General features: G+C 31.1%; 15 protein-coding genes, 2 tRNA genes and 1 riboswitch. Of the genes, 8 read left to right on the top strand and 9 right to left on the bottom strand.

From position 1 onward, the window contains the following. The first annotated feature begins 1 nt into the window (after nt 1). The 3 genes from HMPREF2629_RS03335 to HMPREF2629_RS03325 all read left to right on the top strand — a co-directional run bounded on the left by HMPREF2629_RS03335 (nt 2) and on the right by HMPREF2629_RS03325 (nt 897). A complete protein-coding gene (locus HMPREF2629_RS03335; RefSeq protein ID WP_017175793.1) occupies nt 2-586 on the top strand; it encodes a competence protein ComK in 585 nt (194 codons plus the stop codon). A 144-nt stretch (nt 587-730) separates the two neighbouring features. Continuing rightward, nucleotides 731-805, top strand: a tRNA-Asn gene (locus tag HMPREF2629_RS03330). A 3-nt stretch (nt 806-808) separates the two neighbouring features. Beyond that, nucleotides 809-897: transfer RNA gene (locus HMPREF2629_RS03325), tRNA-Ser, on the top strand. 90 nt (nt 898-987) lie between these two features. Here HMPREF2629_RS03325 and HMPREF2629_RS03320 read toward each other — a convergent pair. Further along, nucleotides 988-1,977 (bottom strand): lipoate--protein ligase, encoded by a 990-nt coding sequence (locus HMPREF2629_RS03320; RefSeq protein WP_048762301.1) that lies wholly within the window; start codon nt 1,975-1,977, stop codon nt 988-990. Between the two features lie 188 nt (nt 1,978-2,165). Between HMPREF2629_RS03320 and HMPREF2629_RS03315 the strand changes: the two genes are divergently transcribed. Both HMPREF2629_RS03315 and HMPREF2629_RS03310 read left to right on the top strand, forming a co-directional pair. Then, nucleotides 2,166-2,342, top strand: coding sequence for a YkvS family protein (locus HMPREF2629_RS03315; RefSeq protein WP_002448045.1), 177 nt, complete (start codon nt 2,166-2,168; stop codon nt 2,340-2,342). 15 nt (nt 2,343-2,357) lie between these two features. Then, a complete protein-coding gene (locus tag HMPREF2629_RS03310; RefSeq protein ID WP_019835286.1) occupies nt 2,358-2,960 on the top strand; it encodes a CPBP family glutamic-type intramembrane protease in 603 nt (200 codons plus the stop codon). 163 nt (nt 2,961-3,123) lie between these two features. On the opposite strand, the gene HMPREF2629_RS03305 is transcribed toward HMPREF2629_RS03310, so the two are convergent. The 6 genes from HMPREF2629_RS03305 to HMPREF2629_RS03280 form a co-directional block, all read right to left on the bottom strand. After that, complete coding sequence (locus HMPREF2629_RS03305; protein ID WP_002488327.1) at nt 3,124-4,482, bottom strand: TrkH family potassium uptake protein; 1,359 nt, start codon at nt 4,480-4,482, stop codon at nt 3,124-3,126. A gap of 18 nt (nt 4,483-4,500) precedes the next feature. Next, nucleotides 4,501-6,360, bottom strand: coding sequence for a trypsin-like peptidase domain-containing protein (locus tag HMPREF2629_RS03300; RefSeq protein ID WP_054105367.1), 1,860 nt, complete (start codon nt 6,358-6,360; stop codon nt 4,501-4,503). A 233-nt stretch (nt 6,361-6,593) separates the two neighbouring features. Continuing rightward, the gene (locus HMPREF2629_RS03295; RefSeq protein ID WP_048682477.1) at nt 6,594-7,391 is read right to left on the bottom strand and encodes a TerC family protein; all 798 of its coding nucleotides are present in this window, start codon (nt 7,389-7,391) and stop codon (nt 6,594-6,596) included. Between the two features lie 56 nt (nt 7,392-7,447). Beyond that, nucleotides 7,448-7,580, bottom strand: a riboswitch (yybP-ykoY riboswitch). Between the two features lie 120 nt (nt 7,581-7,700). Further along, a complete protein-coding gene (locus HMPREF2629_RS03290) occupies nt 7,701-9,263 on the bottom strand; it encodes a peptide chain release factor 3 (RefSeq protein WP_017175799.1) in 1,563 nt (520 codons plus the stop codon). Continuing rightward, a complete protein-coding gene (locus tag HMPREF2629_RS03285) occupies nt 9,260-9,517 on the bottom strand; it encodes a YueH family protein (protein ID WP_017175800.1) in 258 nt (85 codons plus the stop codon). Before HMPREF2629_RS03285 ends, HMPREF2629_RS03290 begins: the two co-directional genes overlap by 4 nt. Beyond that, the gene (locus HMPREF2629_RS03280; protein WP_017175801.1) at nt 9,507-10,991 is read right to left on the bottom strand and encodes a UDP-N-acetylmuramoyl-L-alanyl-D-glutamate--L-lysine ligase; all 1,485 of its coding nucleotides are present in this window, start codon (nt 10,989-10,991) and stop codon (nt 9,507-9,509) included. Before HMPREF2629_RS03280 ends, HMPREF2629_RS03285 begins: the two co-directional genes overlap by 11 nt. Nucleotides 10,992-11,371: 380 nt before the next feature. On the opposite strand from HMPREF2629_RS03280, the gene HMPREF2629_RS03275 reads away from it, so the two are divergent. Next, the gene (locus tag HMPREF2629_RS03275) at nt 11,372-12,550 is read left to right on the top strand and encodes a diglucosyl diacylglycerol synthase (RefSeq protein ID WP_017175802.1); all 1,179 of its coding nucleotides are present in this window, start codon (nt 11,372-11,374) and stop codon (nt 12,548-12,550) included. After that, entirely contained in the window at nt 12,525-13,721 is a 1,197-nt protein-coding gene (gene ltaA, locus HMPREF2629_RS03270) for a lipoteichoic acid biosynthesis MFS flippase LtaA (protein ID WP_017175803.1), read from the top strand. The genes HMPREF2629_RS03275 and ltaA overlap by 26 nt, the downstream gene beginning before the upstream one ends. Before the next feature lie 48 nt (nt 13,722-13,769). Here the strand turns inward: ltaA and HMPREF2629_RS03265 are convergent, their stop codons facing one another. Together HMPREF2629_RS03265 and HMPREF2629_RS03260 are read right to left on the bottom strand one after the other, a co-directional pair. After that, entirely contained in the window at nt 13,770-14,279 is a 510-nt protein-coding gene (locus tag HMPREF2629_RS03265; protein WP_017175804.1) for a 2'-5' RNA ligase family protein, read from the bottom strand. A 121-nt stretch (nt 14,280-14,400) separates the two neighbouring features. Further along, complete coding sequence (locus HMPREF2629_RS03260) at nt 14,401-15,144, bottom strand: esterase family protein (protein ID WP_017175805.1); 744 nt, start codon at nt 15,142-15,144, stop codon at nt 14,401-14,403. Between the two features lie 270 nt (nt 15,145-15,414). Between HMPREF2629_RS03260 and cozEa the strand changes: the two genes are divergently transcribed. Further along, nucleotides 15,415-16,500 carry a lipoteichoic acid biosynthesis protein CozEa gene (gene cozEa, locus HMPREF2629_RS03255; RefSeq protein ID WP_017175806.1) on the top strand — a complete coding sequence of 362 codons (1,086 nt, stop codon included), beginning with the start codon at nt 15,415-15,417 and terminating at the stop codon, nt 16,498-16,500. Nucleotides 16,501-16,664 lie beyond the last annotated feature (164 nt).

Genomic DNA, 16,664 nt, shown 5'->3' with positions numbered 1-16,664 from the left:
TATGACTCAGTTCAATAAACCTCCTAATACGATTTATGTCATACGTAAAGGTGATATGGTGATTAGACCTACATTTGACGATCATCAACAACCGAACGGCTCAGAAATCCTCAAATTCGATACCTCACGAGAAATAAGTCCTTTTAAAACTCAAAAAATTATTGAACGATCTTGTAGATTTTATGGCAATAACTACTTAAGCAAGAAAGCTGAAACTCAACGCATTGCTGGAATAACTAGTAAACCTCCCATCCTTCTCACACCATTGTTTCCAACTTACTTTTTCCCAACACATTCAGACCGTTTAGAAGAAAATATATGGATTAATATGCATTATATTTCTGATATTAAGCCATTAAAAAACAGAAAGAGTAAAATTATCTTTGCAAATCAAGAAGCACTAACATTAAATGTATCTTTTCATAGTTTATGGCATCAATATTCTAATTCTATTTTCTATTACTATATGATTGATAAACAAGCAAGAATGAAATCTAATAATCCAGATATGCCAATCGATTATGAAAAAACATCTTTAAATATTTTTGAGGCACTTTCACACTATTCTTTATTAGAAGATAAATAGCTGTATGTTTATTTTTAAAATATACGGAACGATTATATTAATTTAGTGTAAATGTTCCGTATATTTTTTAAAGATAATCTCTTGCAAATTTTAAGATTATTGATATAATTGTATTTGTATTGATTGAAGAACACGTTATATTATTCCGCAGTAGCTCAGTGGTAGAGCTATCGGCTGTTAACCGATCGGTCGTAGGTTCGAATCCTACCTGCGGAGCCATATGGAAACGTACTCAAGTTGGCTGAAGAGGCGCCCCTGCTAAGGGTGTAGGTCGCGAGAGCGGCGCGAGGGTTCGAATCCCTCCGTTTCCGTCATTTGACTCTTTACTTTTTAAGTAAAGAGTTTTTTTTATAAAAAAAGAGCCAATGTTTCTACAATTTGACTCCTTTTTTATATTTAAACTAATACGCCATTAACTTCAATATACTGTCTTTATCAATATCACCAAAGTAATGATAAAAGTCATAGTCTTCCATTACTTCTTTTATATGAGTATAATCGTGTAATGTTCCTACTAAAGCATCTTCTAATTCATTGACATTTCCTTCTCCAAAGAAATCGCCAAAGATTTTAGCATGCTCAATTTTTCCTTTTTTGACATCAAATTTAATTTGAATGAATCCTTTTTCAAACTTCTCGTCACGTTCAAAATTATATTTCGGATTTTTACCATAATTCCAATCCCAAGTGCGATATTTTTCATTGCTTAATTGCTTAATATTGTTCCAGTCTTCTTCCGTTAAATGATATTCCTCTACTTCATGCTCACCAAAGATGTTTTTTAAAATAATTTGCTTAAATTGATCAATTGTAATAGAGTCATCTAAAAATTCTTCAATATTTGCTACGCGTTTACGTACAGACTTCACACCTTTAGATTGAATTTTTTTAGGATTCACTTTTAATGCGTTTTGTACTTCTTCTAAATCACTATTTAGCATTAATGTACCATGACTAAACATACGATTTTTAACCTTAACCATAGCATTTCCAGAAATTTTAGCTGCGCCTACTTGAATGTCATTACGGCCTGTCATTTCTGCATCTACACCCATAGATTGTAAAGCTTGAACAATAGGCTCAGTAAATTTCTTGAAGTTATGAAAACTGTTACCATCATCACTCGTTACAAAACTAAAATTCAAATTGCCTTTATCATGGTACACAGCTCCTCCTCCAGAAATTCGTCGTACAACATGAATATGATGCTCATCTACATACTGTTTATTAACTTCTTCAATTGTATTTTGATTTTTACCTACAATGATTGAGGGTTCATTAACATAAAATAAAAAGTAACTATCATCTGCAGGTAAATATTTAAGTACATATTCTTCCATGGCTAAGTTAATTGTAGGATCAGTAATATTATTATTACTTACAAATTTCATAGCTCTCACCTTTCTCTTTCTTTTAAAATTTAATAATGCAATATATCTTCCACTATCGATTATTTAACTTAATTATGGCATTATTTTCAAAAATAATATAATATTTTCTGATTTTAGTATATATTTGTTTATTTGTAGTGTAAATTTTAGTACAATATAGTCTAGCTATGATTTGAGGAGGACTCGAAATGACTGTTGCAGAAGTTGGAAATATTGTAGAATTTTATGACGGTTTAAGAGGCCGTGTTGAAAAAATTAATGATAATTCAGTTATTGTTGATTTGACAATTATGGAAAATTTTAATGAACTAGATTTACCTGAAAAAACAGTTATTAATCACAAACGATATAAAATCGTTGAATAAGAAGGTTAATATTAAATGAAAAATACATCTAAACCCTTAATTTGGTTTGTTGCAAGTTTTATTGTATTTCATCTTATCTTATTTATAATGTGGGGAGAACATCAAGAATATTGGTATTTATATACTGGTATAATGTTAATTGCTGGCATTAGTTATGTATTTTATCAACGTGATATCACATCAAAACGTCTATTAACCTCTATTGGTGTGGGCGTAATCACAGGTGTTGTATTAGTGATAATACAACTTATATTTTCACTTATATCGTCACAAATTACTTATACCGAATTAATTAAAGAATTATCAAGAACAGGTGTATATTTTAAATGGCAAATGTTAGTTACTATCTTATTTGTCATCCCTTGTCATGAGTTATACATGCGTGCTGTCTTACAAAAAGAGTTAAATAAATTTAGACTACCTCGCTGGCTAACAATTTTAATACCTGCATTATGTTCTAGTTCTTTATTTATCTATCTTGATAAATGGTGGATTGTTATTTTTATCTTTATAGCTCAAGTCATATTATCATTGAGTTATCAGTATACAAGACGTATTGTTACATCGTCTTTAGGTCAAATTGTTGCCATCATTTTATTACTTATCTTTCATGGATAAAAACCTTTTCTTAGTTGCTAAAACTAAGAAAAGGTTTTTTTAATTGGTATCACGATTCATTTCAATAACGATATTCTTTTTTTATTTAAAACATAACTATCTACATACAAAAAAGAGTGGGATAACGAATTCAAAATGAATGTATCCCACTTTCCTTTTTTAGTTATCCAATTTGAATTCTCTCTTTTGGATAACTAAATTTATCAGGTTCTTTACGCCCAGATATCATAATAATAAATGATATTAAACCGACACGTCCTATAAACATAAGAAGCATTAAGACGACCTTGGTAATACTGCTAATATTATCTGTCACCCCAAGTGATAAGCCACATGTTCCAAATGCAGACATGACTTCAAAAAATACCTGTAAGAATGATAAATTATTGGCTTCTGCTGCTAATATAATAATGATACTTACAAAAGTAAGTACTGTCGCCATTATAAACACAGCAAAAGAACGCTGTATATCGATGGTATGAATTTCTCTATTAAATACTTTAATCGATGATTTTTCTGTATTGTTATTAAAATTAATCACAAATAAAATAAGTATCGCAAATGTCGTTGTTCGAATACCTCCTCCTACTGAACTCGGAGAAGATCCAATAAACATGAGAATACTCATAATGACATTTGTTGCATCACTAAAGTGTGTCACATCAATGGTTTGTAATCCAGCACTACGTGTAGTTGCAGATTGAAATAATGCATAGAATAAAGATTGATGCCAATTATATCCTTTGAATGCATGATTGTACTCAAGTGCTAAAATAGATAAAAATCCAGATATAAATAGGAAAAAGTAAGTCGTTGTTGTAATTTTAGTAAATAAAGAAAATCTAAAATGACTTACTCTATTTCGTATATAAGCTCTGATTTCAAGTAATACTGGAAAACCAATTGATCCAAGAATAATTAAAAACATTACAATAGTTTGTACAAAGTAATCCTTGGCATATGGAACTAGTGATTGGCCAGTAATATCTAACCCACCATTTGTAGTAGCTGAAATAGATACAAACAAACCTTGCATTAAAGCATTTTTTAAATCAGGATTGTCTCTGTAAAAATAAAATGCAAGCAAGAGTGCACCTACAATTTCGATAGTCATGATGGTTTTAACAATTTCAATAATAAGCTTAACTGTCCCACTCATTGTGTCTTTATTATTATCAAGCATGATAAGTTGACGTTCGCGCATACCAATATGTTTACCAAGTACTACCCACAACACTGTACCTATCGCCATTACGCCTATGCCACCGATGTTTAAGATAATTAAAATGATAAGTTGGCCAAATGATGAATAGGTATCAATAATACTGACTGGCGTTAAACCGGTCACACTAATTCCAGATACAGCTACAAACAATGTATCTATAGGACTCACCTTCACGCCAGGTTTATGTACAAAAGGTAAATTGAGTAATAAAAATGCAACGACAATTGCAATTAAATAATATAAAACAATACCTTGTTGAGGCGTTGATTTTTTGAATAATTTACTGAAAATAGACATTAGTTTGTCACCTCAATGTCATTTCAAATTAATTTCTATATCTTGAATATTTCCATCTCTGTAAATTTTAGCCGTTAACGTTTTTAAATCTTGTCGATGGTTAAACAGGATGTGTCTATACTGCAAATTATCTTTTAATGTTTTACCTTCTAATTTTACAATGACATCACCAATTTTTAAACCTGATTTTTTACCTAAACCGTCATCTTTTAATTTTTTCACTAAAATCCCATCATTTATATCATTAGGTAATTTTAAAAGTGAGCGTTCATAATGATTTAAATCATTTACATTTTCTAAAGCTATTCCAGTATTGGGGTAATTTACTTTCCCATTTTTCTCAAGCTCTTTAGCGATTGATTTAGCTTCATTAATGGGAATAGCAAAACCCATTCCTTCTATACTTGGCATATTAATTTTTAATGAAACGATACCAATAAGCTCTCCATCTTTATTAACTACAGCCCCACCTGAATTTCCTGGATTAACAGAAGCATCAATTTGAAACGTTTGCATCAATTCATCATTTTTATTATCTTTATCAAAATCAACAGGAACCAACCGATTTAGCCCCGAAATAATCCCTTTTGATACCGTATTTCTAAACTCTTCTCCTAGAGGATTACCTACAATTAATATCGATTCCCCTAAAACTAATTTATCTGAATTTCCAATATGGATAGAATTAATATTTTTATCATTGATTTTTGCTTTCACTACTGCAATATCTGACCATTTATCCTTTCCGACCACGTCACCTTTTATACTTTTATTCTCTCCATATGTAATCTTAACTTTATCTGCTTCACCAACAATATGTGTATTTGTTAATACAAAAAAAGTATCGCCTACAGTTTTGTAGACGACACCTGAGCCAAGTTCACTATCTAATTTTGAATTTGTTTTTTGAACTGAAGTATTCTTAGGTGCGTCACTTTCTACTGTTACCACTGATCTGACAGTATTATTAGCGTTTTTCATAGTTGTTGTGTACTTCTTATCTTGTGTATGTGTTTGATTTGAATGTTGTTCTTGTGAAGGTTCAGTAAAAATAGCTTTTACTAAAACTAAAATTAATATTAACGCAATTGCGATTAAAATTTTAATCCAATGTTCTTTTAAAAAGTCAACGACTTTATTTTTTGTATCATTTGATGATTGTTCATGTGATTCATGAGATTGTTGATCCGATATATTTTCTGTCGTATTCTTATCAGAATTAGATATGTGCTTTGATTGTTCACTCTTAGTATGTTCTACTTGAGTTGAACGTTGCTGAGTTGAAACTTGTTCTTTCTCAGTATGGATTGATTCTTTATCCTTAGTTGAAGTGTATGATTCTTCAGTGATTGTTGGATGTTTAGATTGTGTTTTAATTGTATCATTATGTTGATTGTCTTTTTCTTGTTTAGACTTTGGACGAGATTCATTATTTTTATTCAATCTACTATAAGTTGGTTCTATAGATTTATTCGTTTCATTTTCACTTTTTGAGTCATTACTCGAAATTGGTTTTTGCTGTTTCAATTCCTCATTATGTATGTCTTCTTGTTTAAGGTGTTGTTCTTCAGGCAGAGTTAAATGATGCCTATTATTTTTCTTAGCTGTGTTTGATGCATCTCTTTTTGATCTTAACTTAGCTAAATGTTGTTGTTGTTGAATTTCTTCTTGTGTTAATTTCTCAATTCTAGCTTTTCTTAAATTATCTTTGACACGTTCTTCATTTACTTTTGCTTGATGCTGTTCTTTTTCTGCTAAATGTTCACGCTTTTGTCTTTCACGTTCAATACGTTCCTCACGTTCTTCATTATGAAAGTATTCGTGACGTTTACGCCCATATTTACTACGCGGTATCACTTGTTTTTTATCATTATCCAAAGATGCCCACTCCTAACCTTGAAATCACAATATATATCACTAAAAAATGATTTACTTTTATGTGGTTATATATCTATCTTAATTTATTTATATATTACTTAAATTTTAATATCATTAGTGTTAATAAGCAAACGATTGTCAAATATTTTCTAAAAATATTTGACAAATAGTTATTAATTGAAAAAACCTTTTGAAGTCTTTTATAAAAAAACTTCAAAAGGTATCGATTACATCTAATGCTTAGCATTCTTTTTATTTTTTCGTACTGATGTTAACCATCCAATCACAACTAATAAAATCATTACAGTCCAAAAGATTGCTTGCCATAACGTACTATGTGGGAAGTCTTCTGATAATACGCCAATATCTGGATGAGCTAATACGATAACTACTAATTTAATACCTACCCAGCCAACAATTGCAAAAGCGGCACCTTCTAAACCTGGATATTTATTTAATAAATCAACAAACCATGTTGCTGCAAAACGCATTAAAATAACACCAATCATACCACCGATGAACATGACTCCAAATTGACCTAAATCCATACCGCCAAAATGAATACCCATCTTAGGAAGTGTCACTGCAATAGCCATTGCTGCTAACATAGAATCAATTGCAAAGGCAATGTCAGCAAACTCTACTTTAAATACGGTAGCCCAAAATTTTCCAGCACTTACTTTCTTTTCAGCGCCAGTTTCATCATAATGATGTTCATCCCCAACTTGTTCCTCTTCATCTTTCTTATGGAAGAAATTCCAAAGATTTCTAATAGACATGAAAATTAAGTATGCAGCACCAATCGCTTGAATAAACCAGAAATTCACAATAATACTAATTAAAAATAAAGCAATAAAACGGAAAATAAATGCTCCTAGTAAACCATAGAATAATGCTTTTTTACGCTGTTCTGGTGGTAAATGCTTAACCATTACTGCCATTACAACCGCGTTATCTGCTGCTAGTAATCCTTCTAAAAATACTAACACTAATATTACCCACAAATAAGGTAAAATTAAGCTTGGATCCATGAAAAGACAGCTCCTTTATTTATTTTTTACAAATAAAAAGACCTATGCTAATTCATAGCAAAGGTCTCACTTAGCAAATTTGCTCATTTTACCGGAAGTATCAACTTCGTAATGACGATAAAATGCTGAATTTAAGATGTTAGTAATATAGCCCCTCAAATTCTCAAGTTACTCCCCTCTGACATTAAGTCATAGGTATTTATTTGTTAAGAGTATTATAACCAGATTTGTTATATATAAACAATGTTAAAGCTAAAAATATTGTATTTCTTTATTATTATTTTAAATTAAACCTTATATTGTCATTTTTTATAATAAACTATATAGTTTAATATCTGGGAATTTTTCTTCAAACCAACGTGTAGCAAATTCATTTTCAAATAAGAAAACAAACTTATCATATCTGTCTTTCACTAAAATAGAACGTGACGTGTTCATCTTATCTTGAATATCCTCTTCATTTTCAATCCAACGTGCAATTTTTCTACCTACAGGTTCCATGACGACATCTACATTGTATTCATTTTTCATTCTGTGCTCGAATACTTCAAATTGTAATTGACCCACTGCACCGAGAATAATTTGATTCGTATGAAGTGTTTTATAATATTGAATCGCACCTTCTTGCACAAGCTGTTCAATTCCCTTATGGAAATGTTTTTGTTTCATGACATTTTTAGCAGAGACTTTCATGAAAATTTCAGGTGTAAATTGTGGTAAATCTTGGAAGTTAAATTTTTGTTTACCTCCAACTAATGTATCACCAATTTGGTAGTTACCTGTATCGTATAATCCAATAATATCTCCAGCTACAGCGTGATTGACGGTTTCTTTATCATCTGCCATAAAAGAGGTAGAGCGTGTGATTTTTTGTTTTTTATTGGTACGTTGCAAGGTCACATCCATACCTCTTTCAAACGCGCCACTGACTACTCTCATAAATGCAATTCTATCTCTATGTTTTGGATCCATATTCGCTTGAATTTTAAATATAAAACCCGAGAACTCGTCATCAAACGGGCTAACTTCAACTTCTTCATTCGTCTGACGAGCATTAGGCATAGGCGCATAATCTACATATGCATTCAAGAAATTTTGAACCCCGAAATTAGCCAATGCTGAGCCAAAAAATACAGGAGTTAAATCACCATTTAATAATGCTTCATTATCAAATTTTTCGCCAGCTTCTTCAACTAACATAAATTCTTCAATCGCTTGTTCGAAAGCACTATCATTGCTAATAGTGTGTTCTTCTTTAAGTTCATACTCATCATTTAAATGTAATACATTCTCTTCATCTCTAAAAGGTTCAATAGTTTTAGACTCACGATCGATAATACCAAAAAAGTTTTGACCCATTCCTATTGGCCAATTCATTGGATAGGTGTCAATATTTAATGTTTCTTCAATTTCTTCTAATAGTTCAAATGGTTCTTTACCTACACGGTCTAATTTGTTGATAAAAGTAAAGATAGGAATGCCTCTCATTTTACATACTTTAAATAATTTTAATGTTTGGGGTTCGATCCCTTTCGCACAATCGATAACCATTACTGCACTATCAACCGCCATTAATGTTCGGTATGTATCTTCAGAAAAGTCTTCGTGTCCTGGTGTATCTAGAATATTAATTTTATAATCATCATAATCAAATTGCATGACTGAACTGGTCACAGAAATACCACGTTCTTGTTCCACTTTCATCCAGTCACTGGTTGCAAATTTCCCTGTTTTTTTCCCTTTTACAGTACCCGCTTCACGAATAGCACCACTAAAATATAATAATTTTTCAGTTAGCGTCGTTTTACCAGCATCCGGGTGTGAGATAATAGCAAACGTCTTTCTTGATTCTATTTCTTCTTTTAAACTCATTCATTATTCTCCTTTAAATCCTTTATTATCCACTTAGATAACTGAGAAGCTATACGCAATGCTTCACTTTCTTCTTTAAATGTAAATAATTGCATTATTAACTCTTCATTTATTTCCTGTTCATTGAGTTGTACATTTAATTCTACAGACCAAAACATATCTGGAATAGCTATCATATAATAAGAATGATCCACATTTTCATATAGATAGACATTGATTATTTCATTTTGTTCAGAAAGTTGCTTAATGATCATAGTTGGATTTTCCAAACTTTTTATACGCAGCTTCTAAACCAATTAAATCGTCACGATGTGGCACTTTCACGTGTCCTGGCATAATTTGATAAGGTTCTCTACCTTTAGAAGCAAGTACAACTGTATCACCTGGATTCGCGACTTCGATAGCATGTTTAATGCCTTCAGCTCGATCTTCAAATTCTACATAGTTATTATGTGTTGCCCCTTTAGCAAGTTCTGCAGTCAACATTTTAGGGTCGTCATCTGCTGGATTGTCAGGTGTAAAAATAACATAGTCTGCTCGACATGCAACAGCGCCCATTTCAGGCGTTTTTGTTAAATCACGTTCGCCAGCCATGCCTACTAAAAAGATGAGCTTTTGTTTAACAAAAGGTTGCACTGCGTCAATCAGTTTATTCATACCATCAGCAGTATGTGCATAATCAATAATTAAATCGATTGGAAGTGATGGATCTAAAACCTCTAGACGCCCTTCAACAGGTTCTAAAGATTTCACCACTTCTACGATATCTTTGAAATCGACTCCTTTACTCCACACTGCTATCATAGCTGCCATAAGATTTGAGATATTAAATTTACCTACATAGGGTGATGAAACATGATACGTGCCAAATGGAGTCGCAAAATCAAATTGTACACCTTGTAAAGATTCTTTGATATTTTGAGGCATAAACTGTGCTTCATTATCTATACCATATGTCAATATTTCAAATGGTGTTACCGTTTCTAAATATTTAGAGAAATCATCATCATTATTTAATACCACATACTTTTCTTTTGATAAATCTTCACCTAATTGACTAAATAGTAATGATTTAGCATGTCCATAAGCTTCCATTGTGCCATGAAAGTCTAAATGATCTTGGGTTAAATTTGAAAAAATAGCTACATCAAATTCTACCCCTCTTAATCGTCCTAGAGCTAATCCATGACTTGAGACTTCCATAGTCATTGCTTCAGCTTTACTATCTACAGCTTGCTTAATTTTCTTAGTAAGCAATACAGTTTCAGGAGTAGTATTTGCCCCTTTTGTTTTTTCTTCATTAATTTGAAATCCATTCGTACCTAAATACGCACTATTTTTGTCTAATCCTCTATAAATTAAGTGAATCATTGTCGCGATTGAAGTTTTACCATTTGTACCAGTGACGCCAAAGGTAGTGAGTTGTTGACTTGGATAATCAAATAATGTATGCGCTAATATACTGGCTACTCTTAAAGTATCAGGTACAATAACTTGTGTGACTTCTCCTTTAACTTCTTGCTTACGGTTTACAACTATAATTTTAGTTCCTTGGTCAATGACGTTTTGACAAAATCTATGACTATCTACAGTATATCCTTTAGAGGCTACAAAGATACTTTCTCCACTAGCAGTTCGAGAATCTGTAGTAATATCAGTGATATCTATATCTAAAGTTCCTATAACTTGTTTAACTCTTATTTTATTGAACAACTCATTCGCATTCAAAATGTATCGCTCCTTTTTTTCAATATCTCTATTATACACATTTTAAAGTTGTTGATAAATTTATTCTCACCTAAAAAAGTAAATTCTGAACTACTCAAAATCAAATCATTTTTGTATCTTCTATATTATTAATATTAATTCCAAGTTAATTATTTATAAATTTTTTCTTATCTTAGTGTAAGTCCCATACATTTCACTTTATTAGTGCTAGGATAAGGGTATAAAGTTAAAGTAATCATTGTTCGAATATGCTATAATTCACTATAAATGAATTTTATGACTTTCTTGAATAAAATACATATTATTTATACCCGTATGTATTTTTTACTGTAATACATTATTCGATGGATTAAACTTAAATTATTGGAGGGTGACTATTAATGGTTACTCAAAATAAAAAGATATTGATTATCACTGGATCATTTGGAAATGGTCATTTACAAGTGACACAAAGTATTGTCAATCAATTGAATGACATGAATCTATCTCATATTTCTGTTATTGAGCATGATTTATTTATGGAAGCACATCCCATCCTTACGTCTATTTGTAAAAAATGGTATATCAATAGCTTTAAATATTTTAGAAATATGTATAAAAACTTTTATTATAGTCGACCAGATGAATTAGATAAATGTTTTTATAAATACTATGGTTTAAATAAATTAATTAACCTACTTTTAAAAGAAAAGCCTGACTTGATTTTAATGACTTTTCCAACGCCCGTGATGTCAGTATTAACTGAACAATTTAACATGCGTATTCCTATCGCAACAGTCATGACGGATTATCGTCTACAAAAGAACTGGATTACTCCAAATTCTCATAGATATTATGTGGCTACTGAAGATACAAAAGAAGACTTTGTAAACGTTGGTGTACCGGCATCTTTAATTAAAGTCACAGGTATCCCTATTTCTGATAAATTTGAAGCGGATATTGATCAACAGGCTTGGCTAAAAAAATATCATTTAGACCCTAAAAAAACTACTATTCTTATGTCTGCAGGTGCTTTTGGAGTATCAAAAGGTTTTGAACATATGATAGAACGTATCTTAGAAAAAAGTCCTCATTCTCAAGTCGTTATGATTTGTGGTAGAAGTAAAGGACTTAAACGTAATTTGGAAGCTAGATTTAAATCTTACGACAACGTTCTTATTTTAGGATATACAAAACATATGAATGAATGGATGGCTTCAAGTCAATTAATGATCACTAAACCAGGTGGGATTACAATATCCGAAGGTTTGACAAGAAGTATCCCAATGATTTTCTTAAATCCTGCTCCAGGACAAGAACTAGAAAATGCGTATTATTTCCAAGAAAAAGGGTATGGTAGAATTGCTGATACTCCTGAAGATGCAATTGACATTGTCTCTGAATTAACACATGATTCGAACAAATTAACTTTAATGATAAATACAATGCGTCAAGATAGAGTAGATTATTCAACCCATCGACTTTGTATCGATTTATTGAATATGCTCGATCATTCATCTCAACAGCAAGAAATTTATGGAAAGGTGCCATTATATGCCAAGTTCTTTGTCAAACAATAAAAGCGTAAGTAAAAACTTTAAAATAATGCTCGTTATTTTATTTTTAATGGAATTTGCTAGAGGAATGTATGTATTAAGTTATGTTAACTATTTACCTACTGTAACCTCTATCGCTGTAGCTGTGACTTCAGTAGCACTATCTATTCATTTTATTTCAGATGCAGCTACAAACTTTGTGATTGGATTTTTATTAAAGAAATTCGGGACTAAAATCGTCCTTAATTTAGGTTTTTTATTAGCTTTTTTAAGCTTGTTTCTAATTATTTTCTTTCCAGCTAATCCCATCATTATCATTATTAGTGCAATTATGCTAGGGATTGCAGTAAGTCCAATATGGGTAATCATGTTATCTAGTGTGGAAGAAAGTCAACGTGGCAAACAAATGGGTTATGTATACTTTTCATGGTTATTAGGTTTGCTTGTAGGCTGGGCGTTTATGAATGTTCTAGTCAAAATACATCCAACGCGATTTGCATTTGCGATGTCTCTTGTCGTTATCATTGCATGGATACTTTATTATTTTGTAGATGTAAAACTCACAAATTATAATACTAAACCTGTGAAAGAACAATTGGGTCAAATTGTAGAGGTAATGAAACGTCATATGATTTTATTCCCAGGCATTTTGTTGCAAGGTGCTTCAATATCAGCTTTACTTCCAATATTGCCGACGTATGCTACAAAAGTTGTAGGGGTAACAACTATTGAATATACTGCTGCTATCGCTATTGGTGGTATTGGTTGCGCAATATCAATGTTATTTTTATCTAAAATGATCGATAAAAATAGCACTGGCTTTATGTATACCGTTATTTTTGTAGGATTCATATTGTTTACGCTATTTATTTTTGGTCTCTCACTAGTTAACAATATTATTGTTGTTTGGATAGTTGCCGCCTTTATAGGTTTAATGTATGGCATTTTATTACCTGCTTGGAATACTTTTATGGCTGGACATATCGATCCATCTGAACAAGAAGAAACTTGGGGTGTATTTAATAGCGTCCAAGGCTTTGGTTCAATGATTGGTCCTCTTTTCGGAGGCCTTATCGCTCAATTCTCAAATGGATTAAATAATACATTCTATGTCTCAGCTTTGATTTTTCTATTACTCGCTATTTTTTATGGCATTTATTTTATCAAAAGTAGAAAGCATCAAAAATATTCTTAAAAAAGAAGTCAAAACTAAAATGTTTTGACTTCTTTTTTTATATACATATTATGCTAGTTTAAAACTATCAACAATGTTCCATCTATCTTCATCTTCATTGTAATGTAACAATGAAAGTTCATCGATGGTTTCTCTATGGTCTACCCCTGCAAGCTTCACTTGACCAAATATATCTTCAAATTCTTGACTCGTTAAGCCTTGAGCAATCGTAAAATGAGGAACGAATGGATGTTCAGCTTTACCATAAAATGATTCGGTATTAAATGTATTAAATAAATTTTCTAATTCTTCTGTTTTTTCTACTTTAAAATAAATAACATTATTTGTCGGTTTAAAGCTTGAAGCTTTTGTCACGTGGACCTCTACAGGTTTAAATCCATCTAATGTTTGTTTAACTTCGTCTTTAAATGAATCTAATTCTGTTTCTTTAAGTTCAAAGTGAGGTTTAATCGTAATATGTGGCATAATACGTGCATACTCAGTATCATAACGCTTACGATAGCCATCTACTTCATTTTGAAATGATTGTGACGGAATAAGTGCTAATCCTATCTTCATTGAAATTCCTCCTTTGTTTAACATACTTCTATTATATCAAAATTCTATTTAATACGTTATTAGATACAACATTTTTTGAAAAGGCTTTCAAAAAAGATTTGTAAACTATTAATATGTACTATTATTTATTATTATTTAAAAAATAATAGAGAATATCTCCGAGCATAGGTTTCCATGATTTCCAATTATGACTACCATTAAATTCATTGTATACGTAAGTGACACGCTCATCTTGTTCAATAAGGTTTGCTAGCTTTCTATTTGGAGTTAAAAAATCCGCTTGCTCACCAGTCGTTGGTAATTTAAAATCGACTTCATCTTTACCAATCGCATGCCAAATCGTTAATCGATTACGTTGCTTACATGTCTCAAATTTTTCAAGAACAGTATGATCTGAGTGCGGACTAAACATAGCTATTTGACTAAATATTGAAGGATAAGTCAATGAAGTAAGAAAGGCAATACTTCCAGCTAAACTATCTCCTATTAATAATCTAGAATTTCCCACCTTATATGTAGGGAACGTTTGATCAATGAAAGGTAAAAGCTCTTTAACTACTGACTGAATCGTCTTTTGACTACGACTACCTTGAGGATGAAACTCTTCTCTACGTTTCTCAACATCTTCATAATGAAATCCAACAATAATAGCACGTTCAATATGTTCCTCTTTTCTTAGACGTTCATATTCACGCTGAATCCTTCCAAATCGGAAAAAATCCAATCCATCAAAACAAATAATCACCTGAGACTTAAATAATTCAGTAAAATCTTCTGGAAGATAAATCGACAATGTGATATCTCTTTCTAGAATGTCACTACTCAAAATATATTTATTAATTTTTCCAGCTTTAAATTCTCCCATGTTATCTTCTCTCCTTCATATATATTCATATTGTATCAATTTTATTTATTAGTGACAGTGATATAAACGTTTATAATAAGCTTTTTTATTTTAGATTTTATATACTTTTTTAAGAGAATTAGGAATTGTTTAATTAAGCTCATCTATTTTTATACAACTAAATATTATAATATAATTCTTTTTTAGTTAATCAACTTTTCCTTTTTAACATCTCTTATTTAAGATATACTTATTACTAATGAATTCATTACTTTAGGAGGAAGTAAGTCTATGCTTAATAAAGTATGGTTTCGAACTGGGATTTTCTTAATCATCCTGTTCGTACTTATAAAGTTATTTATGGAAGTGCATAGTGTATTTACACCTATAGCAACTATTATTGGTTCAGTGTTTCTTCCATTCTTGTTAAGTGGATTTTTATTTTATATCTGCTTACCTTTTCAAACACTTTTGGAAAAATGGGGTTTCCCACGTTGGGCAAGTATTTTAACTATCTTTATCGTATTAATCGCTATTATCGCTATCGTAGTAGCTTTCATTGCGCCTATTATTATTTCTAATGTTAATAATTTAATCAAAGCAACACCAACTTTACAACGTGATGCAGAGCAAGTGGTTAATTTCTCATTAAATCAAATGGATAAATTACCAAGTGATGTAACAGCGAAAATTAATTCAACAATGAAATCAATCAGTGATAGTTTAACTGGTATATTAGCAAATTCAATCACTTATATCACATCTCTTATTTCAACCATCTTTTTATTGATTATGGTACCGTTCTTCTTGATTTATATGTTAAAAGATCATGAAAAATTTATTCCAGCAATTGGTAAATTTTTCAAAGGAGAACGTAAAGTTTTTGTTGTTGATTTACTTAAAGATTTAAATTATACGTTAAAATCGTATATTCAAGGTCAAGTTACTGTTAGTTTCATCTTAGGTATTATTCTTTATATTGGTTATACCCTTATTGGGTTACCTTATACTCCATTGCTTGTATTATTCGCTGGTGTAGCAAACTTAATCCCATTTTTAGGACCATGGTTATCATTTGCGCCTGCTGCAATATTAGGAATTATCGATGGTCCATCAACATTTATTTGGGTTTGTGTTGTTACATTAATTGCACAGCAACTTGAAGGTAATGTCATCACACCTAACGTCATGGGTAAATCATTAAGTATTCATCCACTTACAATCATTGTTGTTATCTTAGCAGCGGGTGATTTAGGAGGATTCACACTTATTTTAATTGCTGTTCCACTTTATGCAGTATTAAAAACAGTAGCAAGAAATGTATTTAAGTATCGTCAACGTATCATTGATAAAGCAAATAGCGATGTTAAAGATTAATTTAATTATTAATGCTTTTTAATTACTTACTGCGGATAGAACATATTCTATTCGCAGTTTTTTTATGTCATATCACATTAAATAATATAAAGCTAGAAGAGGGATAAAATTCATTTTTAAGTCGTCGTTCTACATCATCAATGCCTATGCCTCTCCAATTTGCG

This window comes from Staphylococcus sp. HMSC034C12, assembly GCF_001835895.1.
In the GTDB taxonomy this organism is placed as follows: Bacteria; Bacillota; Bacilli; order Staphylococcales; family Staphylococcaceae; genus Staphylococcus; species Staphylococcus hominis.
Note: the sequence above shows the minus strand (reverse complement) of the source record. Positions and strands in the feature narration are given on the sequence as shown.